Annotated in this window: 22 protein-coding genes and 1 tRNA gene; 10 read left to right on the top strand and 13 right to left on the bottom strand. The window is 43.4% G+C overall.

The window, feature by feature from the left end:
* The first annotated feature begins 142 nt into the window (after window positions 1-142).
* The 3 genes from ispD to ODOSP_RS17925 all read left to right on the top strand — a co-directional run bounded on the left by ispD (window position 143) and on the right by ODOSP_RS17925 (window position 3,315).
* A complete protein-coding gene (gene ispD / locus ODOSP_RS17935; RefSeq protein ID WP_013613691.1) occupies window positions 143-853 on the top strand; it encodes a 2-C-methyl-D-erythritol 4-phosphate cytidylyltransferase in 711 nt (236 codons plus the stop codon).
* Entirely contained in the window at window positions 841-2,256 is a 1,416-nt protein-coding gene (locus ODOSP_RS17930) for a capsule assembly Wzi family protein (protein WP_013613690.1), read from the top strand. Before ispD ends, ODOSP_RS17930 begins: the two co-directional genes overlap by 13 nt.
* A gap of 96 nt (window positions 2,257-2,352) precedes the next feature.
* Window positions 2,353-3,315 (top strand): glycosyltransferase family 9 protein, encoded by a 963-nt coding sequence (locus ODOSP_RS17925; RefSeq protein WP_013613689.1) that lies wholly within the window; start codon window positions 2,353-2,355, stop codon window positions 3,313-3,315.
* Here ODOSP_RS17925 and ODOSP_RS17920 read toward each other — a convergent pair.
* Window positions 3,312-4,598, bottom strand: coding sequence for an O-antigen ligase family protein (locus ODOSP_RS17920; RefSeq protein ID WP_013613688.1), 1,287 nt, complete (start codon window positions 4,596-4,598; stop codon window positions 3,312-3,314). The two genes, ODOSP_RS17925 and ODOSP_RS17920, sit on opposite strands and share 4 nt — an antisense overlap.
* A gap of 328 nt (window positions 4,599-4,926) precedes the next feature.
* Here ODOSP_RS17920 and ODOSP_RS17915 point away from each other — a divergent pair, with 328 nt between their 5' ends.
* The 4 genes from ODOSP_RS17915 to ODOSP_RS17900 are packed head-to-tail and all read left to right on the top strand — an operon-like array spanning window position 4,927 to window position 8,529.
* Window positions 4,927-5,976 (top strand): pyridoxal phosphate-dependent aminotransferase, encoded by a 1,050-nt coding sequence (locus tag ODOSP_RS17915; protein WP_013613687.1) that lies wholly within the window; start codon window positions 4,927-4,929, stop codon window positions 5,974-5,976.
* A complete protein-coding gene (locus ODOSP_RS17910) occupies window positions 5,973-6,704 on the top strand; it encodes a phosphocholine cytidylyltransferase family protein (protein ID WP_013613686.1) in 732 nt (243 codons plus the stop codon). The genes ODOSP_RS17915 and ODOSP_RS17910 overlap by 4 nt, the downstream gene beginning before the upstream one ends.
* 8 nt (window positions 6,705-6,712) lie before the next feature.
* Complete coding sequence (locus ODOSP_RS17905) at window positions 6,713-7,765, top strand: CDP-glycerol glycerophosphotransferase family protein (RefSeq protein ID WP_013613685.1); 1,053 nt, start codon at window positions 6,713-6,715, stop codon at window positions 7,763-7,765.
* Between the two features lie 14 nt (window positions 7,766-7,779).
* Complete coding sequence (locus tag ODOSP_RS17900; RefSeq protein WP_013613684.1) at window positions 7,780-8,529, top strand: lipopolysaccharide kinase InaA family protein; 750 nt, start codon at window positions 7,780-7,782, stop codon at window positions 8,527-8,529.
* An 82-nt stretch (window positions 8,530-8,611) separates the two neighbouring features.
* Here the strand turns inward: ODOSP_RS17900 and ODOSP_RS17895 are convergent, their stop codons facing one another.
* Both ODOSP_RS17895 and ODOSP_RS17890 read right to left on the bottom strand, forming a co-directional pair.
* On the bottom strand, window positions 8,612-9,673 hold the full coding sequence (locus ODOSP_RS17895; RefSeq protein ID WP_041557054.1) for a glycosyltransferase: 1,062 nt from the start codon (window positions 9,671-9,673) through the stop codon (window positions 8,612-8,614).
* Window positions 9,674-9,691: 18 nt separating this feature from the next.
* Complete coding sequence (locus ODOSP_RS17890; protein ID WP_013613682.1) at window positions 9,692-10,468, bottom strand: glycosyltransferase family 2 protein; 777 nt, start codon at window positions 10,466-10,468, stop codon at window positions 9,692-9,694.
* A 195-nt stretch (window positions 10,469-10,663) separates the two neighbouring features.
* On the opposite strand from ODOSP_RS17890, the gene ODOSP_RS17885 reads away from it, so the two are divergent.
* Window positions 10,664-11,419, top strand: a complete 756-nt coding sequence (locus ODOSP_RS17885; protein ID WP_013613681.1) for a lipopolysaccharide kinase InaA family protein — start codon at window positions 10,664-10,666, stop codon at window positions 11,417-11,419.
* A 7-nt stretch (window positions 11,420-11,426) separates the two neighbouring features.
* Here ODOSP_RS17885 and ODOSP_RS17880 read toward each other — a convergent pair whose 3' ends face one another.
* Window positions 11,427-11,918, bottom strand: coding sequence for a dihydrofolate reductase (locus ODOSP_RS17880; RefSeq protein WP_013613680.1), 492 nt, complete (start codon window positions 11,916-11,918; stop codon window positions 11,427-11,429).
* Window positions 11,919-12,144: 226 nt separating this feature from the next.
* On the opposite strand from ODOSP_RS17880, the gene ODOSP_RS17875 reads away from it, so the two are divergent.
* The gene (locus ODOSP_RS17875) at window positions 12,145-13,158 is read left to right on the top strand and encodes a glycosyltransferase (protein ID WP_013613679.1); all 1,014 of its coding nucleotides are present in this window, start codon (window positions 12,145-12,147) and stop codon (window positions 13,156-13,158) included.
* A gap of 1 nt (window position 13,159) precedes the next feature.
* Window positions 13,160-15,001: a DUF3413 domain-containing protein gene (locus tag ODOSP_RS17870; RefSeq protein ID WP_013613678.1), complete on the top strand. Its 1,842-nt coding sequence runs from the start codon at window positions 13,160-13,162 to the stop codon at window positions 14,999-15,001.
* Window positions 15,002-15,009: 8 nt separating this feature from the next.
* On the opposite strand, the gene ODOSP_RS17865 is transcribed toward ODOSP_RS17870, so the two are convergent.
* The 9 genes from ODOSP_RS17865 to ODOSP_RS17825 form a co-directional block, all read right to left on the bottom strand.
* Complete coding sequence (locus ODOSP_RS17865; RefSeq protein WP_013613677.1) at window positions 15,010-15,804, bottom strand: thymidylate synthase; 795 nt, start codon at window positions 15,802-15,804, stop codon at window positions 15,010-15,012.
* Between the two features lie 64 nt (window positions 15,805-15,868).
* On the bottom strand, window positions 15,869-16,510 hold the full coding sequence (locus ODOSP_RS17860; RefSeq protein WP_013613676.1) for an O-methyltransferase: 642 nt from the start codon (window positions 16,508-16,510) through the stop codon (window positions 15,869-15,871).
* Window positions 16,511-16,517: 7 nt separating this feature from the next.
* Window positions 16,518-17,735: a M16 family metallopeptidase gene (locus ODOSP_RS17855; RefSeq protein ID WP_013613675.1), complete on the bottom strand. Its 1,218-nt coding sequence runs from the start codon at window positions 17,733-17,735 to the stop codon at window positions 16,518-16,520.
* 98 nt (window positions 17,736-17,833) lie between these two features.
* Complete coding sequence (gene tig, locus ODOSP_RS17850; RefSeq protein ID WP_013613674.1) at window positions 17,834-19,186, bottom strand: trigger factor; 1,353 nt, start codon at window positions 19,184-19,186, stop codon at window positions 17,834-17,836.
* A gap of 96 nt (window positions 19,187-19,282) precedes the next feature.
* Window positions 19,283-19,364 (bottom strand) — tRNA-Leu (locus ODOSP_RS17845).
* 179 nt (window positions 19,365-19,543) lie between these two features.
* A complete protein-coding gene (locus ODOSP_RS17840; protein ID WP_013613673.1) occupies window positions 19,544-21,133 on the bottom strand; it encodes a PKD-like family lipoprotein in 1,590 nt (529 codons plus the stop codon).
* Window positions 21,134-21,152: 19 nt separating this feature from the next.
* Window positions 21,153-21,860 (bottom strand): DUF4843 domain-containing protein, encoded by a 708-nt coding sequence (locus ODOSP_RS17835; RefSeq protein WP_013613672.1) that lies wholly within the window; start codon window positions 21,858-21,860, stop codon window positions 21,153-21,155.
* 26 nt (window positions 21,861-21,886) lie between these two features.
* Entirely contained in the window at window positions 21,887-23,329 is a 1,443-nt protein-coding gene (locus ODOSP_RS17830) for a RagB/SusD family nutrient uptake outer membrane protein (protein ID WP_013613671.1), read from the bottom strand.
* A gap of 12 nt (window positions 23,330-23,341) precedes the next feature.
* Window positions 23,342-26,419, bottom strand: a complete 3,078-nt coding sequence (locus tag ODOSP_RS17825; protein WP_013613670.1) for a SusC/RagA family TonB-linked outer membrane protein — start codon at window positions 26,417-26,419, stop codon at window positions 23,342-23,344.

Genomic DNA, 26,419 nt, shown 5'->3' with positions numbered 1-26,419 from the left:
AGCCACTTTAAAGAATAGATTACAATACCATCTTTCTATTTCGAATTATCATGTAACAAAAATACTGCTTTCTGCTTTATTCCTGCGAATATTCCTAAAAAATATTACCTTTGTCCCCAATTATTTACCAGTGTGCTTTATCATGCTAAATATTGCCGTCATATTAGCCGGGGGTTCAGGACAAAGAGCCGGAGGGGGTATTCCAAAACAATTCAAAAAAATAAACGACAAAACGATTTTGGAATACAGCCTTGAAAAATTCAATTCAGCCCCTTCGATCGATGAAATTACCGTTGTCATTCATCCCGAATGGCGACAAGAGTGTGAACATATCCTTTCAGACTGCCGTATTTCCAAGGTAAAACATCTTCTCGACGGTGGTAAAGAACGTTATCATTCTGTTTTAGCCGCGTTGAAATTTTATGCCGGCCGCCCGTGTAATCTGCTGATCCACGATGCTGTACGTCCGTTGGTCACCCGGAGAATAATCGAGGAGGTCATCACCGAACTTCAAACTTATAAAGCTGTCAATGTGGCTATTCCCGCCACAGATACAATCATCGAAGTCGATCCCACCCATACCTATGTTTCCCGGATTCCGGACCGGAATATTTTGTACCAGGTACAAACTCCTCAAGGATTTCACAACCAAACTTTACAAGAGGCTTATGCCCTGGCATTGAAAGATCCGGATTTTAAAACGACCGATGACTGTAGTGTCGTTAAGAAATACCTCCCTCAGGAAGAGATCAAGATCGTGAAAGGAGAAACGTATAATATGAAATTCACTTATAAAGAAGATATTATCATACTGGAACAACTATTAAAAAACGAAGGAAAATGCTACGTCTAACAGCTCTTATTTTACTGTTTATCGGAGGATTACAAGGTTATGGTCAGGACCGGAAAGGCTATTACCAGGCCGAAATCGGTGGTGGAGTAACAGCAGACCGGCTTCCTTTCTGGCTGCATACCAACACATTCGGAAAAATCACAAACGACACTTATTTGTGGGGAACTGTCGGAGTAGGTACTCCTTTCAGTAAAAGCGATACCCGTGCTTTCGACTACTCATTCGGATTCGAAGGTACCGGTGCTTTAGGTCGTAAAGAACACCGCATTTTCATCGACCAGCTTTACGGTCGTGTACGCTGGCAAAACCTGATCCTGGATTTAGGTATCATCAAACCGGAAATTGTTTACGACGGTCTGTCTTCTACCAACGGAGACATGCTGTATTCGACCAATTCCCGGAGTATGCCAGGTATTAATCTCCAAACACAAGACTTTATCAAAATTCCCTGGATAGGGAAATGGGTATCTTTCAAAGCCCGGTACGGAGAATACCTCATGATCGACGATCGTTATGCCGGTAACCGTACCCGCTTACATCACAAAATGCTGGACATCAGATTTACGATCATTCCCCAGCTCAGCATCGAAGCCGGACTCGACCACTATGCCCAATGGGGAGGAGAGACAGAAAAAGACGGTAAACTCCCGACCTCTTTCAAAGATTATGCCCGGGTGGTACTTATTAAAGCCGGAGGAGGGGATGCTCCTGAAAATGAAATCAATAAACTGGGGAACCACATCGGTAATGAGTTTCTGAAAATAAGATATAATAACGAGCGTTGGGGGGCTGAGTTCTATTACGATCATATTTTCGAAGACGGATCGGGTGAAAAATTCAGAAACCGTCCCGATGGACTCTACGGACTTTATTTTACCCGGAAAAAGAATTTCAAATGGTTCAAAAGTTTCGTCTACGAATTTTATTATACCAAATGCCAGAGTGGCCCCTTCCACAATGATCCGGTCAGCGGAGAGGTCGTCGGAGGTAACGATAATTATTTCAATAACGGAATTTATCAGTCGGGGTGGACATTCTACGGTCAAGTGATCGGTTCGCCCTTTTTCACTCCCAAACCGGAAGAAGCCAGCGGGATAACCCGGGGTGTACTCAATAATCGTTTTTATGCCCATCATCTGGGAATTTGCGGGGATCTGCCGGGAGATATCCGTTACAAACTCATGATGAGCTACTCCCTGAATTACGGGACCCATTCGGTCCATTTCATAAACAAAAACGGCGAATATACCACTAAACCTCAATTCAGCTGGGGCTTGGAACTCATTGCTCCGGACACCAAGCTTCCTTTCCATACAGCGCTGAATGTCGGGTTTGATAAAGGCGATTTATTAAAGAACAGTTTCGGCATCATGCTTAAAATATTTAAAACGGGATTTTTTTAAATTTTTCAAATAAAACAAAACCAAATTTATGACTTGAATCGTATATGTAAAAGCATAGTCTATCGACACAACTAAGGATAAAAACAACAACCAGTAATGAAAAAAATAATTATCAGGACCCCTAATTTCATAGGGGACACGATAAATACGACTCCTTGTTTAGAGTTGATAAAACAGGAGTATCCGGAAGCGGAATTTACTATTGTCGGACCGGATTTTGTCAGGGAATTATTTAAATACGATCCCCGGATTACTCATTATATTACTTTCCCGCTCAAACGGAAGAAAAAATTATCTACCTATTGGAAAATTGTCAGGGAATTAAGAAAAGAAAACGGTGAATTAGGTGTCATTTTTGTAAATACCTTTATTTCTGCTTTGCTTTTCAGATTAGGAAATGTAAAAAAGAATATCGGTTACAATAGAGAAGGCAGAGGTTTTCTGCTGGATTTCAGTCTTGAGATCAATTATCACAAACATTACATCAACCGATATGCTTTTTTATTCAATGAGTATATCGGGAACAAATACGTGTATTTACCCGAATTATCGCTCCGGCACACCGGTCAGAAGACTTTCCAATTCGATAATTCGCATAAGACCATCGCTTTATATTTGGGAGGCGAGAACAAAGAATTCCGGAAATATCCGGATGAATATGCGGTTCAGCTCCTCAGGCTGTTGAATCGGCAAGGCTACAACCTCTTGCTTATCGGGGACGAAAACGACAACATCAAACACACCCAATATGCCGAGGAAGCCCGTATCGATCATCTGATCAATCTGACAGCACGCACAACTATCGAAGGTTTTATCAATACGATAGCCAATGTCGATTTGATCATTACCATCGATTCGAGTGCTCTCCATATAGCGGCTGCCGTAAAAACTCCTTTTATCGCCCTGATGGGCCTTTCTACCAGCCCGACATCGACAATCCTTCCTAAAGTTCCGTTAGGACGGATATTGAAAATAGAAAATAATCTGATCCGGGAAGAAGATTATATCCGTAATATCACCCCGGACCTGATACTGAAAACCATTTCCGAATTGATTTAATCGCTTTCGTGTTCTAAAGCATAGAATTGATCCCGGAAGACATAAAACATCATTAAAAAGAACATGACAACCGGAAGTGCGTCATTTACGATCAGCAATACTTCAAAATTACTGTCAATAAAAAAAGCGACCAGGAGCGATAAGGCAAGAAAAGAATATTTTTTGCTACAGATCATGCTTTTTACAGGATACACAAACCAACTCAGTATGAAAGCCAGTCCGACCACACCCATCAACATCCAGTATTGCAGATAAGAATTGTGGCTATGAGTCAGCGAAGCGACAACCCGGTTTCCCGATGCCTGATACCATTGTTTCGACACCACATTCGTATACACCCCTAATCCCCAAATTCCCCACGAATCGATATTTTTCAAACAAGACTGATAGAAAACGATCCGGGGTACTAAAGTAGATCCCCCATCTAATTTTCCATTATTCACATCTTCAATCTCCTGTTTCAACTGTATCCACCTTTGATCGAAACTCGCCGGACGAAAAATATATCCGCTTATTCCAACAAGCAGAATTACCCCGATAAACATCCAACGCTGCCATACGGAAAGTTTTCTAAAGAAATAAAGATTGAAAATAACGAAACCACATAGAAAAGAGAGTATCGAACTTTTTGTGACTGTCAGGCTAAGCAACCATACGAACAGAGCAAAAGCAGTGAAAGCGATAACTTTCTCGCCCATTTTCGTACGGATAATTCCGAAGAAATAAGCGATTAAAGCAGCCGCATAACTCTGTAAAGCCTGTGCATCCAGATAGACTTCACCATTTAAAAAGTGCTTGGTACCCCCAAAACGACTGGCATACAAATTTTGCACGACAGTCTGTGGAGCAGTAAACCAATTCTCCCCTCCAAGATGAAAAAGCATGACCAAATTGAAAGTCAGGACACTGATACAAAAACAAAGTAAAAATTGCTTCAATAACCGCAAACTGACAAAACTTTTCAACGAAATAACATACAGCACTCCCAATAAAAATACCAGAAATTCTTTTTCAAAAATTCCGAATCCCGGTTTCAGCCCGGCATATTTTCCGGAAGTCACAATAATCAAGGTATGAACAGCTGAATATAAAATATAAATGACCGGGATTGCTACATAATACTTGTATTTTTTTATATTCATTACAAAATCATCTTTATATTTGACGATGTTATAAATTAATCCTAAAGCGATCAAACCCGTTTGCATAGCATGGAACAAGGCCCCCCAAGTCCCGATAAAAAAAGCAATAAGCAAAAAAAGCTTGCTTTCCAGATTCTTCATATGAATTATTTTATTCAGACCTTAATTTGATGAATGGTGCAAAAGTACAATATAATTTTGATTTGGCACTTATATCTGTTTACATTAAACGTAGAATTATTCTGTCGTTACTTATTCGTCTTCGGTGATCGGGATTGGCGACCCGGTCTGACGGTATAAAACCCGAAATCGGAATAGATAGAAAAAAATAAACCTACGTTTTATTTATATTAACAGGTATATAATTGCCATAAAATTTTACAGAATCGGTTTTGTATATTTTTATTTTATATTTTTGCATATTCCAGGGATTCAAATTATCCCTGCAGATTTAGAAAAAAATATCAACATGGAAAAAAAAATCACCTATCTTGACCGGAACGAATATAACTATGGACCTTGTCCAGCAGTAGGAGAAGTACTTAAGAATTTCGACCCGAACAATCTTTGTTTCTATACCCGTATATATGATGAAGGTAAAAAAAGTATATTCTCAGATTATCTCTCTTCGATCTATAATATTCCTGAAAAACAAATCATTCTCGGTTATGGTGGAGAAGATATCCTGAAACAAGTGGTACACTGCTTTTTATCAGGTAAAGAAAAACAAAAGACATTATTGATCCCTAAATTTTCATGGTGGTATTATAAATCGATAGCCGATGAAGTAGAGGGACGAAGTGTACTTTATCCTTTATACGAAGAGGGAAATACGTTCAAATACGATTTCGAAGCGATGAAAGAAGCTATCCGGAAAGAAAATCCGGAAATGGTATTGATTGCTTCGCCCAATAATCCGACAGGGAATTCCCTGACTTCTGAAGAACTCGATCAGATTCTTTCTTTTATTTCGCCGGAAACAGTGGTCGTTATCGACGAAGCTTATGCTTCTTTCGCCAACAAAGATACCAGTTATATAAAACCTTTATTGGAAAAATTTCCGAATCTGTTGATTGTACGGACTCTATCTAAATTTTACGGACTTCCCGGATTACGTTTGGGTTTCGCTTTCATGGGAACTGCATTAACCCGCTTTTTGAACTATAGTACCAAATATTTGGGTTATAACCGTTTATCGGAAGAACTGGGAATTGCCGTATTGAAATCGACAGACTACTATCAGCAAGTTGCCGATCAAATGGCCGAAGACCGGCAAATGTACATGAACGAACTGAATACCCTCGAGGGCTTCAAAGTATACCAGTCGAATGCGAATTTCATTCTGGTGAAGTATCCGATCGAACTGAAAGCAACTCTTCAGGCTGCCTTTAAAGCCAAAGGATACCAGATCAAATTCATGAACGAACCGGATATCAATACTCACATGCGTATTACTTTGGGCACACATCGCCAGAATGTCGAAGTAATCGCTACGATAAAAGAAGTCGTCGCACAATGAAAGCTATTATACTCGCGGCAGGTATGGCTTCACGCCTCCGTCCCCTGACAGATCACAAACCCAAATGTTTGCTGGAAATCGGGAAACAATGTTTGCTGGGCAGAGCTATCGAGGGATTAATTTTTAACGGTATCCGGGAAGTGGTTATTGTCACCGGATACCTGCAAGAACAAATCATCGAATTCGTTCAGGGACACTACCCTGATTTAAAGGTCGAGTATATTTACAACGAAAAATATGCTTCAACCAATAATATCTATTCCCTTTGGTTGACTAAAGATAAAATCCGGGGGGAACGTATCTTACTTTTAGATAGTGACATCCTGTTCGATCCGTTATTGGTAAAAGCCGTATTGGATTGTCCCGACACTACTTGTCTGGCTCTCAACGACCACCCGCTTTCTGAAGAAGAAATCAAGGTTATTCCTGATGCCCAAGGTAAAGTAGCCGAAATCAGTAAAACCTGTTCCATCGGAAAAGCTATCGGGGAATCTATAGGTATCGAAAAAATGTCGGGCGGTTATACTCATGCTTTAGTGGATGAACTCGACCGGATGATTCTGCAAGAAAATCAGGTCAATATTTTTTACGAAGCAGCCTTCGAACGTCTGATCGCCCAAGGTCATACTTTCGGTATCGTAGATACGACCCCGTTTTTTTCTATGGAACTGGATACCGTTGCTGACTTTCAGCAAGCTATTGATAAAATTCCTGCACATTTATTATAATATCTGTTATGCGTATTGTTTTATTTTGTGAACAAAAATATGCCATCAATATTCTGACTCCTATTCAGGAAGAAGCACTGAAAAGCGGAGGACACGACATTTTATGGTATGTCCATTCCCGGAATATCCCTGACTTTCCCTTAAAAGACCGAGTGAAGTGGACCGACAGCATACAAAAGATTTATGATTATTCGCCGGAAGCCATTTTCGTTCCCTGCAACATTGTCCCTTATTATCTGCCGGGCGTAAAAATACAAATCTTCCATGGTTATGCTGCCGAAAAGAAAGACCATTGGGTGATCCGAAGATATTTCGATACCTACTTTACCCAAGGCCCTTTTTTCACCGAAGGTTTCAGTGCTCTGGCAAAAAAATACAAGGATTTCGAGGTAGTAGAAACCGGTTGGCCGCGCCAGGATTGGATTTTTCAGAATCTGCATACTTTCGATGAAGAAAAATCCCGGCTGTTACAGCAACACCAACGTGAAAAATTAGTACTTTATGCACCGACTTTTTCGCCTTCTCTCACCTCGCTTCCTCATTTGAAAGCGGGACTCGATAGATTAGTGCAGGAAAAGGATATCCTGTTATTATTAAAATTCCATCCTCTGACGCGTCAGGAATGGACTGATGAATACCGGGAATGGGCAGCCTCTCAAAGGCATGTCATCTGGATCGACGATCATAACATTACCAAATATCAGTTGATGGCCGATGTCATGATCAGTGATACTTCATCGACGGTATACGAATTTTTATTGCTGAACAAACCGGTAATTACCTTTCAGACGGTAGCCAAAGATATTTATTGGATCGATATACAACAGACAGACGAACTCCCCGAAGCCTATGAACAGGCCCTGCATGACGAAAGTGCCGCACTTAAACGCCAATGGATCATAGACAACTACGATCCTTATCTCGACGGGAAGGTCGGACAACGGATGCTGACCGCTGCCGAAGATTATATCTCCCGGCATGGGGTACCTGCCAAACGAAAACTGAACCTTTGGCGTAAATATACCAGTATCAAAAAATTCGGAAAAATCAAAAAACACTGAAATTCTTATCGTCGATGAAAATTGTCCTGAATCCGGAATACAAATTCCTGCAACAATTTGTACAAGACCTTCCAACCCGTTTCGCCTCGGAAGGGAAAGTCATTCAAGACAAAAGAAATACGATTAAAGTATTCGAATACAAGGAATTGGAAATAAACGTAAAACGTTACAGAGTTCCTATATTCATCAATCGGATCGCATACCGTTTTTTCAGAAAATCAAAAGCGGTCAAAGCTTATTTCAACTCTTTAGAAGTCCGGAAACGGGGGTTTAATACTCCGGAATCTATCGCTTGTATCGAAACCTTCCGGGGTGGTTTACTTCATTACAGTTACTATATCAGCCTTCAATGTCCCTTTCATAAAGAGATGAGAGAACTGTATTTCGGTCCCCTTACGGGTAATGAAGACTTGCTCAGAGCTTTCGCCCGCTACACGGCAGCCTTACATGAAGCCGGTATTTGCCATCAGGACTATTCTCCCGGGAATGTCCTGGTCAACGGGGAAGGCGATTGTTTTCAGTTTGCTTTGATCGATATCAATCGAATGAAATTCAGGCAGATGGACCTAAAAAAGGGATGTAAAAACCTGATGCGGATGTTCGAAAACGAAGAGATATATACTTTCATCGCACAGGAATATGCCCGAAGCAGACATTTCGGTCCCCAACAATGTAAGGCCTGGATCCATTATTACAACCACCTCTCTTTAAAAAGAGATTATCGTAAAAAGAAATTCAAGGCATTCAAAAAAAGATTCTTTTAAAGCAGACTCCATTATTGAAAACTGTTCATTTATCGAGGATCATCCCGTTCCTGTGAGAGACCTTACCGTTTTGTTTAGAATATCATTTTGTCATTATTGCGTCGAATACTCCTTTCAGTCTCCGTACATACTCCTCCATGGTATAATCTGTCCTGATTCGCTGATAACCGGCTTCTCCCATCATTTTGGTTTTTGCACGGTCAGCAGCCAAAACCCGGATCCCTTCGGCAATCGCTTGCGGAGATCCGGCCTGTACGATGATACCTGTCCGCCCGTCGACGACCAAATCCCGGGCCCCCGGAATATCCGTTACGATGCAGGCCACTTTACAGGCCATCGCTTCACGTAAACTACGGGGAGAGGCATCACGGGTCGAAGGACAGATGCAGACATCTTTACCCGGTAAATAATAAACAGCATCTTTATGAGGACCTAACATATGTATTTGTTTCGCAGCAGGGCCATTTTGTGCCAATTTATAGTCGGCTTTATCATACTCCCCCAAATAGATCAAGTGGATGTCCGTATCGGTCAGTAGCTCCAAAGCCCGGATCAAAATCCGTAATCCTTTAAAAGATCTTCCCTTGGTATTGGCCAGGCATATAACTTGAAAAGCGGTCGACGGTATTCCCGCTACGGATTTAGGATGAGCCCATACATCTTCCATCCACATAACCTCGTAGGGTTTCGGAGACACAGTCATTCGATCCGGAGAAATAAACCGGGCAAGTTGTTGTTTTATATCTTCCGTTGCACACATCACATGGGCTATGCGTGGATTGAGAATACCCAGATAATAAGTCGGGTCGCTCCTTCTGATTTTAGCCTGCGTGCCCCGATACCCTACCACCCGGGCAGGTGTCCCCCAGGAAGCGAACAATGCAATGGATAAATCGATGCTACTCGAAGCATAGATTACATCGATACGATATTTCTTTATAATCGAACGCACCTCCTTGATAGAGGCATATTTAAATTTACTTTTAAAATGAGGTATTCTCAAAGCCACACATTCCTTAGGCAAGGCCTCTCGTTCTTCATCAGAAGTATAAGTTGCATAGGTTTCGATCCCCTTCCCCCTCATCGCCTGAAGCATATGGTAATTTATAATATCGATACAATGAAAAACACCGAGCAAACGCATAAAAATCAATATAATTTCCTATTCCGACAACTCCTTCGATATATCCTGTTTCTTTATCCGGTTTTCCCAGATTTTAGCGATTGTAACAAATTTATAAAAGGCATCCATTCCGGCATTGATCACACCGGCTTTCCCATCCCGAAAACCTCCCTTCAAAATATAAGACTTGAAAAAACGATATGCCGGAGCATAAAAAATACTAAGAAAAGTATATTTCTGTCCGGTACGTTTGGGGATCTCTTTGCTGGTGTAAATATTCAGTTTATTCAACTTCAATTCCAGCGGATTGTTGACTAAATGAATAAAAGCCAGCTCTTTTTTATTACGGGGCACCCGGACCACCTTTCCTTCTACCCGGGGAACTGCATGTACATATGGAGGCCAAAAAGCATTTTGCTTACGGAAAAAACGTAAGATATAATCCGGATAATCCCCATGTATGAATTTTCCCATCAAATAATTCTTCCGTGGGATCCAAACTCCACCGATAGCACGCTGTTCCCGAAGGAGAGTATATAAATAATCCTTCAAGTCCGCAGGAACAATTTCATCCGAATCGACCACCAACACCCAATCATAAGTAGCCGAGTGTATGGCAAAATTCCGGGCCGGTTCACAAAAATCGGTTTTCTTATGATACACGATCTTACAATCGAACTTTCGGGCTATTTCAATCGTACGGTCGGTGCTATACATATCACACACCACAATTTCATCGAATTCTTTCACCGAATTCAGTACCCGTTCCAAAAATTGTTCTGAGTTATAAGTCTGAATAACCACGGATATTTTCATCGCCTCCAATTTAAATGTTTGTTTATTTTGGTAGCGAAAAATCATCCGGTGCGATAAGCCGGCGAATTCTATCCCGGTTAGTATTAGAATGATAAAATTTGTACATCCTAAAAGATTCTTTATCTTTGCCCGACAAATAAACGAAGGTTTTTATTGCCTGAAGTCATCTACGTATTATTAGATAAAAAGGAATAAATGAGGAAAATTATACTCAATCCCCAATATAAATCTCTCTATACCTTCATCGAAACCCTCCCCCAAAATTTCAACGCAGGTGGAGAAATCGTCCAGGACAGACGGAACACGATCAAGAAATTCAAGGTGAATGGTCTGGAAATAAACGTAAAACGTTACCGGGTTCCGATTTTCATTAACCGGATCGCTTATACTTTTTTCCGGAAATCCAAAGCTTGCCGGGCTTACAACAATGCTTTCGAAGTCATCAAACGGGGATTCGAAACCCCTGAATCGATCGCTTATATCGAAGAATTTAAGGGAGGATTACTACATTATAGTTATTATATCAGCCTGCAATGCCCTTACCGACGGGAAATCCGGGAATACTACCAGGGACCGTTACAGGGCAATGAAGCTTTGATGACTGCATTTGCACAGTTTACAGCTGCTTTACACGAAAAAGGAGTTTGCCATGAAGACTATTCGCCGGGGAATGTACTTATCGCACAAATAGACGGACAATACCATTTTTCCCTGGTGGATATCAACCGGATGACTTTTAAACCGATGAACCTCGAAGAAGGTTGTAAAAATTTCAGACGCATGTTCATCAGCGACGAACTCTATATTTTTCTGGCTAAAAAATATGCGCAATGCCGGAATTTCGATCAGGAAGCATGTATCCGGCTGATGTTGAAATACAATCATTATTCCATACGAAGAGATCAGCGGAAAGAACGGTCGAAGGCTATCCGAAAAAAGATTTTCGGATAACTCAACCCTATTCAGCCTTTAAACGATAATCGAGAAATGAGTAATCGAATTCATTTTTCTCATCGGCATAATGATCTTCACGGCCGATCAATTCCCATTTATCCGGATCTATGGCAGGAATGAAAGTATCTCCCTCGGGAGAGGTATGTACTTCTGTCAGATATAACTGCGAAGCCTTATCCCAAAATTCGCGGTAGATCGAGCCTCCTCCGATCACAAATACCCGTTCTTCCCCTTTTAGCAGTTCCAAAGCTTTCGGGATATCCGGCACCACCTCGGCACCAGGGGCGACAAAACCGGGATTACCGGAAATCACCACATTTCTTCGATTGGGCAGCGCTCTTCCCATCGATTCGAAAGTCTTCCGTCCCATCAATATCGCATGACCGGTCGTCAGCGCTTTAAATCGCTTCAAATCTGCCGATAAATGCCAGATCAATCCATTATCCCTTCCGATCACATGATTTTCAGCAGCAGCAACTATAATCGCTAATTCCATATTTTTTCAAATTTAAATACTTAAATATTCAACAAAAATAGGACATAAAACGACAATCCCGAAAAAAAAAACGGAATATTCAGGCTGTAAACAGACTTTATAAATCAGTCGGATTGCATATTATAAAAATTTTCCATAACTTTGTCAGGCTAAATCCCGTAACCGACCCGTTAAAATGATGAATTTACTTTGTGTATCCCACACAATTGATATTATAAATTATGGCATGTTGAAAGCCATTCAGGCCAAAGGCTTCAACACTTATGTCACTTATACCACTGAAGACGAGCATAAAGCTATTCCCAAAGACATCACAGGCATCGAAGTGCCTTATTTCCGTAAGAAATTTAATTGGCCGACTATTCAGTGTATCCGTAAAATTATTAAAACCCATCAGATCCATGTCATCTATGCCATTAACAGTTCCGATCTGTCCAATGCCCTATTCGCAACACTTGGAACTCAGGTTAAAGTCGTCGGTTACCGGGGTACACAGGCTAAAATCAGAAGGAGTGATCTGACTTATTATCTAGGCACCCTAAATCCAAGGGTAGCTCACATGATGTGTGCCACCCAGGACATCAAAGAACAGCTGTCTAAATTTATTTCTCCGGCCAAGATGACCGTAAATCCCAAACCTTACGATGTCAACTGGATGAAGGATGCTTTCACTCACCCCCAGTCGGTCGAGGGCATTCCTGACGATGCTTTTCAAATCGTATGCCTGGCCAATACCAAACACCGTCCTTTCAAAGGTCTCCGGCAACTGATTGCAGGTATGCATCTGATTGAGGATCCCCGGGTACATCTGATTCATTTGGGCGATTACGATGAAGCCGACTACCAACTGGCCCAACAAGGGCCGGCAGCAGCCCGGATTCATATGCTCGGTCTGCGTAAGGATGCCGTCCATTTTCTGCCGGGTAAAGATGTCTGCATCTGTCCCTCTATCCGGGATGCTTCCCCCCGCAGCTTGCGTGAAGCTATGGCTTGTAAGGTAGCTTGTATCGTAACCGATATTCCCGGGCTCCGGGAATTGGTGGTCGACGGACAGACCGGTATGATCATCCGCCCCGACTCACCGGAAGCCATTGCAGCCAGTATCGGAACACTGGCCCGGGATCCCGAAAAAACGAAAGCATTCGGAGAAGCCGGATACCAGCGGATCATCACCCATTATACCATAGAAAAATACGTACAGAATCTGACGAATGTTTTCCAGCAAGTTATCGATAAATAAAATGAACACTTTACCAAACCGCCTCCAACTGGGATTTGCAATCTATATTGCAGGATCTTTTACCCTGTTCTTACAATTCTTTCTCTATCTGTTGCAAAGCAATATCGCTTCGACCACCGATTTCGCCGGATACGGTTACTACCTCGTTGCGGCTTTTGCACATGCCGGTCTGTTTGCCTTAATTCCCTATCTGCTATATATCCTGATGTCGCTGGCGTGCCCTTTCCCCCGTTTCAACCAAGGTCTACTGATTACCTTTTATTTCCTGTTGAATATCATAGCCTACCTGAACGGCCTGGTCTTTCAGCTATACAAATTCCATATCAACGGTTTGGTACTGGACATGGTTTTCGGGCAAGATGCCGGACAAGTGTTCAATTTCGAAACGTCTTTGATTCTCAGATTTGCATTGACTATCCTGGCTGTGGGATTCCTGTTTTCCGGCATAATATGGATAGCCTACCGCTTTTATCAGCGTTTGAGAAGACGGCAAATTATCTTATATCTCGTTCTCTTTGTATGCAGCACTTTAAGTGCACATTTAGTGCATGCCTATGCCGCTGCTTCAAACCAATTTTCGATACAAAATGTCGCAACCTGCCTGCCACAATTTTATCCATTGACTGCAAACAAGTTAATGGCAAAATTAGGAATTATCCATCACCCGGTTTCCCATCCGCAACTGAACGACAACACCACTCTCAATACCGGTATCACCTATCCGTTACATCCGTTGATTTCAAATGATACCGTTTCACGGAAAAATATTATTTTTATCCTTCTGGATTCCTGGAATCCACGGATATTCGATACAGAGACCATGCCGAACCTCTCCGGTTTCGCAACCCGTAGTTCGGTTTTCACCCATCATCTGAGTTCCAGCAGCGGTACACGAGGAAGTATTTTCGGCTTGTTCTTCGGAATTTCTCCTACCTATTGGAAAGCTTTCGAACTATCGGGGACCTCTCCTTTATTCATCCAAACCCTGCTCGAACAGGGGTATGACGTTCAGACCTTTCCGAGTGCAACTCTTCAAAATCCGCCTTTCGACCGGATTATTTTCGGGGAAGTTCCGCACCTTCGGACAGAAACCCAAGGGGCAACTCCTTTCGACCGCGATACCCGGCTGACGGCCGACTTTCTTCAATATCTGGACCAAAAACCCGACAAACCGTTTTTTGCTTTTTTATTCTATGATTTGTTGCATGCCATCTCCATTCCGGCTCCTCACCGTCATAAATTCGAACCTTCCTGGGAGTATGCCAATTATATGGCGCTGAATAATGAAATGGATGCCACGCCATTTTTCAACCTCTACAGAAATTGCGGTTGGTATGTAGATTCCCTGGTTGGAAGTATCGTCGGAGAACTCGAACACAAGGGACTCTTAGACAATTCGATCCTGGTCATTACCGGAGACCACAGTCAGGAATTCAATGAGAATAAAAAAAATTACTGGGGTCACGGCAGTAATTATTCCGATGCACAGATTCACGTGCCTTTCATTTATTACGAACCCGGACAAGCTCCGCGGAACTATCACCATACAACCACTCATTACGACATTGTGCCGACTTTGATGCATACCCTCTTCGGTGTTTCGAATCCTCCCGGAGATTACAGCATGGGCCATTTTCTCACCGACAGCCTGCGCCCGCTTTTTCACCTGACAGGTACCGAAGAAAATTACGCCTTTGTCACCCCCGAAGCGATATACGAAAAGAAACATTCAGGCCGAATCGTCGTAACGGACAGTCTGCTGAATCCGATCGATCATCCGATGTCTCCTCAACTACTCAAAGAAGTTTTGGAATATAAAAACCGATTCAGGAAAAAAGACTGAACCACGATTTATACCGAAATCGCTCCTTTGATATGCGGATGGGGATCGTAGCCGGTCAATTCGAAATCTTCATAGCGGAAACCCAAAATATCCTTCACAGCCGGATTGATATGCATCTGCGGTAAAGCGCGGGGTTCGCGGGACAATTGCAGACGGACCTGTTCGATATGATTCAGGTATATGTGGGCATCCCCCAGGGTATGTACGAACTCACCCGGCTGCAAACCACAAACCTGGGCCATCATCAGGGTCAGCAAAGCATAAGAAGCGATATTGAAGGGAACTCCCAAAAAAGTATCGGCACTACGTTGGTAGAGCTGGCAGGATAATTTGCCACCGACCACATAAAACTGGAATAAAGCATGGCAGGGAGCTAAAGCCATATTTTCAATGTCTCCGGCATTCCAGGCACTCACAATCAAACGCCGGGAGTCGGGGTTGTTTTTTATATCGTGGACCACCTGTGCGATCTGATCCAGATGGGTCCCGTCGGGCCGGGGCCATGAACGCCATTGATAACCGTAGATATGTCCCAAATCCCCGTCGGCATCCGCCCATTCGTTCCAAATCTTCACACCATGATCCTGTAAATATTTGACGTTGGTGTCTCCTTTCAGAAACCAAAGCAATTCGTAGATAATCGATTTGAGATGCAATTTTTTGGTGGTCAGCAAAGGAAAACCTGCCTGTAAATCAAAACGCATCTGATGACCGAAAACACTGATCGTCCCTGTTCCGGTACGGTCTGTTTTCTCTGCTCCTTCACTCAAAATCCGGTCCAGCAAATCCAAATATTGTCTCATAATTATGCTCTGTTTATATCCTTACAAAGATAAAATTAATTCACTCAATTTCTATCTCCGATTCCTAATCTTTCTTCCGGATCAGCATCAATCCATGCCGCACAGGCAACAACAGATTTTCTACCCGGGTATCGGCCTGCACCAACTCATTAAATTCCAGTATCCCGCGTGTTTGCGCATCGCGGGTATCTTTTTCCGTGACCTTACCGTCCCACAGCACATCGTCAGCCACAATGATACCTCCCGGCCGCACCTTATCGAATACCAGCCGGTAATACGCTGTATATTGCCTTTTATCGGCATCGATGAATACCAGATCGAAACATTCATCCAGCCCGGGTATTATCTCACAGGCATCTCCGATATGAAAAACGATCTGTCCGGCCAGTCCGCTACGTTCGATATAATTACGCGTAAAATCTTCTATCTCGTCATTGATGTCGATGGTATGGAGCACGCCTTTCTCTCCCATGCCCATCGCCATCGAGATGGCTGCATAACCGGTAAATGTCCCGATTTCCAACACCCGTTGGACCCGGTTCATCCGGCACAGCATCTTCAGGAATTGCCCCTGCAGATTTCCCGACAACATCCGGGGTCTTAAAATCTTCTGATGAGTAGCCCTCGACAACTGTTGCAATATTTCCGGTTCCGGTTCGGAGTGCAATCCGATATATTCTTCCAGTTCAGCATCCAAGTCCAACATACTTTCTTTATTTATAGATCAAAACCGATTGTTTATCCTGAGCAAAAATCTCCCGGGCCACCTGCCGGAGCAACTCAGGGGTAATACCTCCTACCTCTTCACAGACCGCCTCCAGTTCATCCACTTTATCATAAATAAGAAAGCTCTTGCCACTGGACAGCATCATATTTTCATAATTTTCCGACGCCAGGGTGATCTGCCCGATCATCTGATTTTTGGCTTTACGCAATTGGTTATATCCCAAAAGTTCCTCCCCCAAAGCCGCCATCTCTTTCCGGCAAAGTCGCAGACACTTGTCCAGATCGCCGGCATCACAGCCGAAGTATATCGTGAAAACCCCCGTATCCGAATAGGGGGTATAGGAAGCTTCGATGTTATAAGCCAGTCCGTATTTCTCCCGGATATTCAGGTTCAAACGGGAATTCATCCCCGTCCCCCCCAGGATATTGACCAAAAGAGAAAAAGCCAGACGTTTATCTTCGGTATAATCGTAAGCGACGTTTCCTATAATACAATGATTCTGATAAGTATCCATATCGATCACTTTCTGCCGGGGCAAGTATATCCCGGGACGTTCACGAACCAATACAGCCGGATCCCCGGGAATATCTCCGAAATATCTTTCAATCAGGCGGACCAGTTTATCGAAAGGAATATCCCCGACCGAACTGATCACCATTCTTCCCGGCCGGTAATTCCGTTTGACGAAATCGATAATATCGTCCCGCCGGAGGCCTTTTACCGCCTTCTCGCTTCCCAGGATATTTCTACCGATCGGATAATCCGGATAAATCAGTTCCTCGAAATCGTCGAAAATCAATTCGCCCGGACTATCTTTGTAAGAATTGATCTCATCGATCACTACCTCTTTTTCTTTCTCTATCTCTTTTTCGGGAAATACCGAATGAAACACGATATCGGCGAACAATTCCAAAGCCCGTTCATAATCCCTGGCCAGGAAGGAAGCATAAATACAAGTATCTTCTTTCGTCGTATAAGCATTCAGTTCTCCTCCCACATCTTCTATGCGGCTCAGGATATGAAAGGCTTTTCTTTTCTCCGTCCCTTTAAAAATCACATGCTCGATAAAATGAGCGATCCCCTCTTCTTCCGGGCGCTCGTCCCGGCTACCGACACCGATAATCAATCCACACCAGGCAGCTTTACCGTCCACCTGCTGATGAATGACCTTCAATCCATTTTTCAATATATGAGTCTGATACATGCTCACGCGCAAACCTCCTTCATATCCCGTTCCCCTCCGGGTGTTTAAAGAAAAAAGCCCTGCATAGCAAGGCTTTTCCCATATTATTTCCTAAAATCTTATTTCTGGAATAATTTTTCGAAATCAGCCATAGAAATCTCTTGTTCTTCGAGCTTCACGTTTTCCCGGATCACGTCGAAGACTTTGTTATCTAAAGCTCTTTCATACAGATGCTGACGCTGTTTTTCATCTTCCAGCAATTTAGCTGCAAATCCGTCCAGCTGTTCGTCGGTCAATCCGTATAACCCGTATTGTTGCAGCTGGGCAGCAGCGATCTGGCGTCCTTCCCGTTTCATATCCTCGGCTTCCACCTTCACATCATAATCTTTCACGATAGCCGATTTCACCAGCTGCCATTTAAATTCATCCCGGTAGCCTTCGAAATCTTTCTCCACTTCTTCAGGAGTCATCTTTTCATTGACAGCCACAATCCATCTTTTCAGGAAAGTTTCGGGCAGAACGACATCTTCATTTTTCTTTATCAGTTTTTCTTTGGCATCGATGGTAAAGCGGTATTCAGAATGTCCTTTCAGCTGATTTTCGATATCTGCCTTCACGCGATTACGGAAATCCGCTGCATCTTTGACCACTCCTTCCCCATACAATTTAGTAAACAATTCTTCGTTTACTTCTGCATCGATATAACGTTTGATTTCTTTGACGATAAAACAATAGTTTTCACCGGCATGTTCGGCTTCTTCTTTCGTGACACCCAACATAGCAGCAAAATCGGTCTTGTTCGGGTATGCTTTCACTGCATTGAACTTCACTTCCTCACCTGCTTTTTTACCCTTGAAAGCATTTACAGCTTCTTCATCTTTCATGTGGAATACCGACATCGAAGCATCTTCGTTTTTGATACCTCCTTCTTTCACATTTCCGTCAGCGTCCAATTCGATCAATTCCCCTTTCAGGTATTCGGTACCTTCGATCTCATCTACAGCGATCATGTTACCGTTGTTTTTACAGATGCTTTCGATCTGTTTGTCGATCATTTCATCGTCAACTTTGATGGTATAGAAAGGTATTTTTTCACGTTTGCTCATTTTGGCATTCACCTCAGGAGACAAAGCGATATCATACAGGAATTCGAAATTTTCATCCTCCAGGTTCAGTTCCTTCTGTTCAGTCTCGTTCGGAAGCGGTTCGCCCAGAATCTGAAGGTTATTCTCCTTGATGTAGTTATTCAACGACTCTCCCAAAACTTTATTGATTTCATCTACCAATAAAGATTTTCCGTACATTTTTTTCACAATTCCCATCGGAGTTTTTCCTGGACGGAAGCCGTTTACTACTACTTTCTTCTGATAATCTTTCAATGCTTTCTCTACGCGGCCGGCGTAATCTTCTTTACCTAGTTCGATCTTAATGGTTGCATTCAGATCGTCGATCTGGTTTTTCGTTATATTCATGCCATTCTTGAATTATAGCAATTGTTATTATATATGACTAACTCTCTTCTCAATCAGAAAAAAGCCACCTCGCATAAGGTGGCTTCCCTACTTTTGTACGGGCGAAGGGACTCGAACCCCCAAGTCTTGCGACACTAGATCCTAAGTCTAGCGTGTCTACCAATTCCACCACGCCCGCGTGCCGGTTTTTGACGCTGCAAAAGTAATATTAAATTTCATATAGTCAAACTTTTTTTGAAAAATTCAGTTTTACAAACATAAGTTACAGAGGGGGTAAACGTTACGGAGGATAACCTGTCTCATGCTCCCTCTGTAACGTTTACTAACACACCTTTGCCCCAACGTCTGTTTCCCAGCCTAAATCGTTTGTGTCATCGAGATCACTTTACCGAAACCGGAGAAGATACTCGGACTATTGGCCGGCCCTCCGAACATCGGTCCGTACATGTCTTCAATCTTTCCGGTAGTAGGACTCACTTCAAATTCTACGATCTTTCCTTCCTGAGTTTTTTCATTCCATACGGCAGCCCACAAAACACGTCCGGCTGTCGGGAATCCCCCCGTTCCGATCATATACAGACAAGTAATGACTTCGTCGTCGTCATCCGAGTTCCACACTTTTACAGATTCCGTTTGCCCGGTAGTATAACTATAAGAATACAAAGTATTACCGACCGAATAAAACAAAACGGAGCCTGCATTGGTCGAAGTAAAACAAGTGGCCCGGTCTAAATTCTCACATCCGGCCAGGGAACGGGAGTAACGAGCCAGCTTTCCATTATCCACGACATTGTAGAAACAAGCCACATCCATCCAATACCCACCGTCACGTTTCATCACCGCCATCGTCTCACCTCCGTTTACGGTGGCCGAATACACCAACTCCCCGTTCATATGGTTCACATCGAATACCGCTTCAGCATCCGCTTCACTAAAACGGCTCAATGACGAAGCCCGGTTGAAGAAAGGCCGGAAACCGTTCTGTTCTTTGTCGAAAACCACCTGGTAAGCCCCGATAGCCCCGGTCACAGGCCCCCAACCCGCAATCGTAGCCGAAGCCAGGTAAGGAGCAAGATCATACGTACCGCTCATCGCTACCGGAAACTTCCGGTCACCGGCACTTTGAATATACAGACAATGCAACCTTCCGTTATTGATCAGGAAATCACAATTATTCACACACATCATCGCCTCAGGACCGTATTCGGGCGCTGAATAAAACATATCGTTCCAGGTATCCATAATCACCATATTCGCAGGTGAACAACGCAAAGCCTCCTGTCCGGTCAGGATATAATACCATTTTCCCGTAGTAGAATAAAAAATCAGCTTAGCCTCACCGTCCAAAGGATGTTCCGGATGTAAACCACTCCAATAATCCTGTTCGTGCCAATATTCTTCAGCCTGTGATCCGCTGAAAATCAAGGTCCTTTTCGATCCGAAAACATCGACATCCACCCGGCCCTCTTTTTCTTGTAAACAATAAATTCCACTCTTAGAACCCGCCTGAGGAAGAGTCAGGTACGATCTCGCCAGAAAAAATCCCATCGTATTGTATACCGTATCTTTGGCCATCATCCACACCTGATAAGCTTTCCCCGCCTCGAGACTCACCACATAATTCAGATCGAGTGTACGGGAAATGGTGTCGGCCGGCGGATACACCGTCGTATTCCCCACCGTTTCCGGTTTGTAATCGGAATCCATAACAAACCAACGGTATACCAGATTTTCAGGCTTACTATAGGTAACCCGGGGCGTAAAATGAATGGTATCCCCGATTTCCCAGGTCCGGAACAGTTCGGTTTTATCCGTTCCAACCGTATCTATCTTTATTTCAGGCGCCACACCGAAGTCGTAATCATACACGCCTTTATCCTCCAGACATCCCCAAAGTCCTATCGCCAAGAGGCAAAAAGCCCCGATTTTATATTTCATTCTTCTCATGATATGCTATTTTTATTAATTAAAAAGAAACGACAGCCCCATTTTCATCCTTCATATTCTCCGAATGGGTGGCATTATATTCTTCCAGCGCAGCGACCATCCGTAAACGATAGTTCCACATTTCTCCCCAAGTCATCCCCTCTGCTTCTCCATAGGTAAACTGACTGACTCCCAAAGTCGAAATAATAAACCGGTATTTGGTCTCGCTATAGTCACCGAAAAATTCGGTCAAATCCTCCCAATTGCCCGGCTTGGTAATTTTATCGTTCCAGGCGATAGTCAAAGCAGACCACGCATCGACTCCCGGTTGCAGATCACCGGAGCCGTCTATCTTCACCTGAAGACGTACTTCTTCGGTTTGCATCGCTTCCGTCCGGTAAAGCAGGATATCGAACCCCACCGAATCCTGACCGGCTTTCAGTATCACTTCCCGGGGCAGTGAATAATCGGATGCCTGTGCAGTTGTTTTCGACGGATCGACAGCCAATTTCACTGTCCGGTCGTAATCCGCCACTTTCCCTTGTATCACGACACAAGACGCTACAGCAAATTCCTTTACCTCTTCCGGATAAACCGAAAAGGTAAAAGTCATCGAATCTGTATTTCTGGTCCAGATCTCCGGGCCGACAATCCGGGCAAAATCTTCTTTTCCCCAAACAAAATCATCATTTTCGCAGGAATTCAACAAGAGTAATCCCCAAATTCCCAGTAGTATATATTTTATCATAATAATCCAATTTATCAGTTCTACAATCATTGCCGGTTACCGAATTCAACCTCATTCTCCGGCATCGGCAAAACATAGATATCGTCGCTACCGCTGACCGCCGACCCGGGAATAGAAGCAAAATTCAAGCGCTTATAATAGTAAAACAATTGTCCTTCCCCCACCAATTCCTTCCGGTATTCTTTATAGATTTCATTTTGAATCTGTGTCACCGGCAAGTTTTCATCCAACGGGTCGAAATCCAGATACCGGTTGTTCCGGACAGTGTTAAGATAACGGACAGCCTGCCGGGAATCGGTATTCAGTGAAGCTTCGGCAGCGATATAATACATTTCGGACCAACGCAAAACAGGCATAAAATTTTTATATGTACCGTTTTCATACTGCCAGAATTTAGACAGATAAGGATCACTGCCACTATAAGTCCAATGATAAGTATGCCGCCAATCCTGCCCATACGCTTTAGTCGAAACTTCGTAAATATCGTCCCACATTTCCTCGGAAGGAGACAATTTTTTCGTCTTATCGGTCTGTTCTTTAAAATAAGGCCCGATAATATCGTCCATATCGAGCACATTCAAACGGAATAACAGTTCGGAAGCGAACAACAAATCCCTTTCGTAAGCATTCGACGAAGTGATAGAAGTATAGTGTACCCAGGAAAATTTCTTTTCCTCGATCACTTTCCGGGCATAGACCAAAGCCTGCGCCAGATTATCGGCCCCTCCCTTCCATTGATAAGCCCTGGCTAAAGTTGCTGCAACGGCATAATAATTAAACCGATAGGAACGATCGTTCCGATAAGTATAAGCTTCCAGACTATCGGCCAGAAACAACGGATCGGTTTCCAGCAGCCCGAGAGCTTCCCGGGCATCCGCAATGACATAATCCAATACTTTATCGACAGTAGACTGCGGGGTTACCGCTGTCGAATAAGTCATTACATAAGGGATGGCTGGAGCTTGTGCATTCGAAGCATACGAAGGAGCGAACATCCGCAATAAATCCAGATGCAAAAAAGCACGCAATCCCAAAGCCTCCCCTTTGTATATGCGATAATTATCCCCACTGAACATCGCCGGATTTTTATCGATATACTCCAGCATAATGTTCAGATTGGCAATCGCCGAATACATCTGCGACCAAACCGTAGTGATCTTATTCTTCACCGCCGTATTCTCATAATTGTAAAGGCCTGCCTCATAATACTCGCTTCCTGTTGCCAGATCATAATTTTGTGTCAAGGCTTCGGCTAACCCGAAGGTCATTTCCTGCCCATACAAAGAGGTCGAAGCCAATCTCTTGTACACTCCGGTCAACTGGTCGCTGAAACCTTCTTCCGTAGAAAAAAGTTCGTCGGCGAGCACCTGTGATTTCGGACGTACATCGAAATAATCCGAACATCCTCCCGTCACGAAAAGGAACAAGGCACCGAGCCAAAAGCTCACATTGTATCTTAATTTGTTCATAGTTGTCCTGTTTTAAAAAGTTACCTGTAATGAGAAAGAGAACGAACGGGCAAACGGATAAGAAGTTCCGCGTTCCGTTTTCACTGAAGAAATGGTAGCAATATCATTCATATAAAAGGTGGCTTTCATGCGTTGCAGAAAACTCTTTTCCATGAAACGACACTCCCGGAAATCATAATAAACATTCAAAGAAGAGAATGTCAGCAGATTATAATCTTCAACAAACCGACTCGTAGGTTTAGTCTCGGAGTCGTCCGTAATCGACTTGAAACGGGCCACTTGCCCCGGTTCACTCCAACGTCCGGTGAAAACCCGCCGGTCGACATTATAATGTACATCGGCATTTTCTACTTTGTCCAACAAAGTCGTATTATACATTTGTCCACCCAGCCGCCAGGTAAAACCCGCATTCAATCCGAACCCATGATACTCCATATTGATACCGAAATTACCGGATACCTTCGGACGGGTATCTCCGCCGGCAATAAAATCGGAACTACTCCAATCGTAAGTCAGCGAACCGTCTTTCTTCACGAACACCTCTTTCCCGGTCTGGGGATCGATACCCAAAGATTTCACTACCCAGATCGTACTCATCGACTGGCCTTCTTCGTAACGGACAGGTACCGAGGTAGCAGAAGACGAGTCGTACTCTTCATCCGTGCTATCGTTCAATGCTTTCAATGAATTAGATATTTTCTTGAGGATATTTTTATTGGCAGCCGCCGACGCATAAAAATTCACATAACTCCGGCTTGGCGTATCTCTCCAAATCCGGCCGTTCAGGTACACTTCCCAACCTTTGTTTTCCACTTCACCCAAATTGGCCATGTAAGAAGAGAATCCCATAGAAGGCGGAGTCGTCACCGAAGTGATCGTCCCTTTGGTCGTCGAAACATAATAATCGAAACGCACATTCACCGCTCCCTGCAAAAAACTCAGATCCGCACCGATATTATTGTCGTATTTCTTTTGCCAGGCCAGATCAGGATTAGCCAATCCCATCAAATAAGACCCCAATTCGCCCTGATAAGCACTTTGGTAATAATTCAAGGTTGCAATAGCATCATAAGAATTAAAACCTTGCGACCCGGTATAACCTGTCGAGGCCCTGAATTTTATCCGCTCGATCCATTTTATATCACTGAAGAAACTCTCTTTATGCAGATTCCAACCCAAACCGAAGGAATAAAAATGTCCCCAACGGTTATTGGTCCCGAAATCGGAAGAACCGTTCAACCGGTAATTGACATCCAACAAATAACGATCGTCGAAAGAATAGTTTAAAGAACCGGTGAACCCCATGTCCCGGGTAATCCCTTCGCTACCGGTCGGTTTGGTATTCTTGTATTCTACCCCCATCGAAATATGATCCATATTATCATTGGCCAATCCCTGCACAGCAACCGTATAATAGTCATATTTCGCCCGGCTCATACTGTATTGGGCATTCAAAAAAAGCGTATGCCTCAATTTTGAGATCGAATAAGCCGCCCCCAAATCCAGACTCAGGTTATTATCTTTACGGGAATAGGTGGAATAGCTACCCCGCTTATACAAATTATCCCCTGTATAGCTGACAAAATTGGTATGTCCGGCAGGATAATAATCTTCCGAACCGGAGTTCTTTTTCGTCAAACCGAACCGGGCAGTCAGACGCAGATTTTGCAACGCCTGGTATTCGGCATAAAAATTTTCGGTAAACGTCGTGTATCTGTCTTCAAACCGGGTATTGATCAGGCCATTTTTCAGATAATTATATTCGGTCACCAAACCCGTCCAGGAATCTTCCATTTCTCCATCCTCGTCATGCAAACGGTTATAAGGATTCAGGTAAGCATAATCGCTGAACGAACCATAAGGTGAATCATTCGATTTATTATCGTCGATCGTAAACTTATTCCGGAACAATAAATTTTTGTATTTATATGAAAATGTAATCCCTCCGCTCAGGGTATTCCGGTTCGACCCCTTCATCACTCCGGCCACATTGTTATAACTCAGATCGATCCCATACAGCATATAATCATCCCCACCCTCCAGATAAAGAGAATGTTTTTGTCCGACCCCCACCCGCAAAGGTTTATCCAGCCAATACGTATCGACACCGGCCGCGATAGCACTGGCAACGGTCGTATATCTTTTGTCCAGATTCATCTGTTCTGTGGCAGATCCCGTCGAAGAAGTATAGAAACCGGCCAGATATTCCGCCCGCAATTTTTCCTCGGCATTACACAAGTCATAACTGGATAAATCCGGAGCTTCGATATCCAGGCTTCCGGTATAGGTAATCTTCATTTTCCCTTTTTCCGGTCGGATCGTTTCTACCACCACCACGCCATTGGCCGCTTTCGACCCATAAATAGCCTTAGCAGTAGCATCTTTCAGCAAAGTAACACTCTGTACCTGATTCATATCAAGGTCCATAATTTTCGTCAGCGTCGTCTCGAATCCATCCAAAATAAATAACGGCTGATTCGGATTTTCCTGATATTCACTGGCCACTTCGGTAAATCCGGTCTGTCCACGCATCTGAAAATCGGGTATCGCATTGGGATTCGAACCAACCTCCAGATTTTCAACCATCAGAAAAGAAGGATCTATATTTTTCAAACTGGACAAGACATTTCCATTCCCGACCGTTTTCAATTCATCCCCCTTGATTGTGGTAACCGAGCCGGTATAACTATTCGCTTTACGGGTGAACATACCGGTTACCACCACTTCTTCCATCTCCTGGGTATCTTCTGTCAGTACAATTTTAAAATCGGTTTTCCCTTTCAGGGCTACCTGCTGGTTTTTATACCCGACAAAAGTAACTTCAATCTGAGTAACCTCCGACGGAATATTCAACTTAAACTTCCCATCGAGATCGGTCGAAGTAGCGATCAGGGTTTTCACTCCCGGAGCTTGTACCGCTTTCACCGTAGCTCCGGGCAGTATTTCTCCCTTCTGATCGACAACAAGCCCGGTAATCGTTCGCATTTCCTGAGCCTTCAGCTGTAATAAAGGTAAACACAAAAGCATACCGATCACAGCCAACAAACGCCACCCTCTCCGGTAATTTTTGTTTTGGACATTTTTTTTCAT

The organism is Odoribacter splanchnicus DSM 20712 (assembly GCF_000190535.1).
GTDB lineage: Bacteria > Bacteroidota > Bacteroidia > Bacteroidales > Marinifilaceae > Odoribacter > Odoribacter splanchnicus.
Note: the sequence above shows the minus strand (reverse complement) of the source record. Positions and strands in the feature narration are given on the sequence as shown.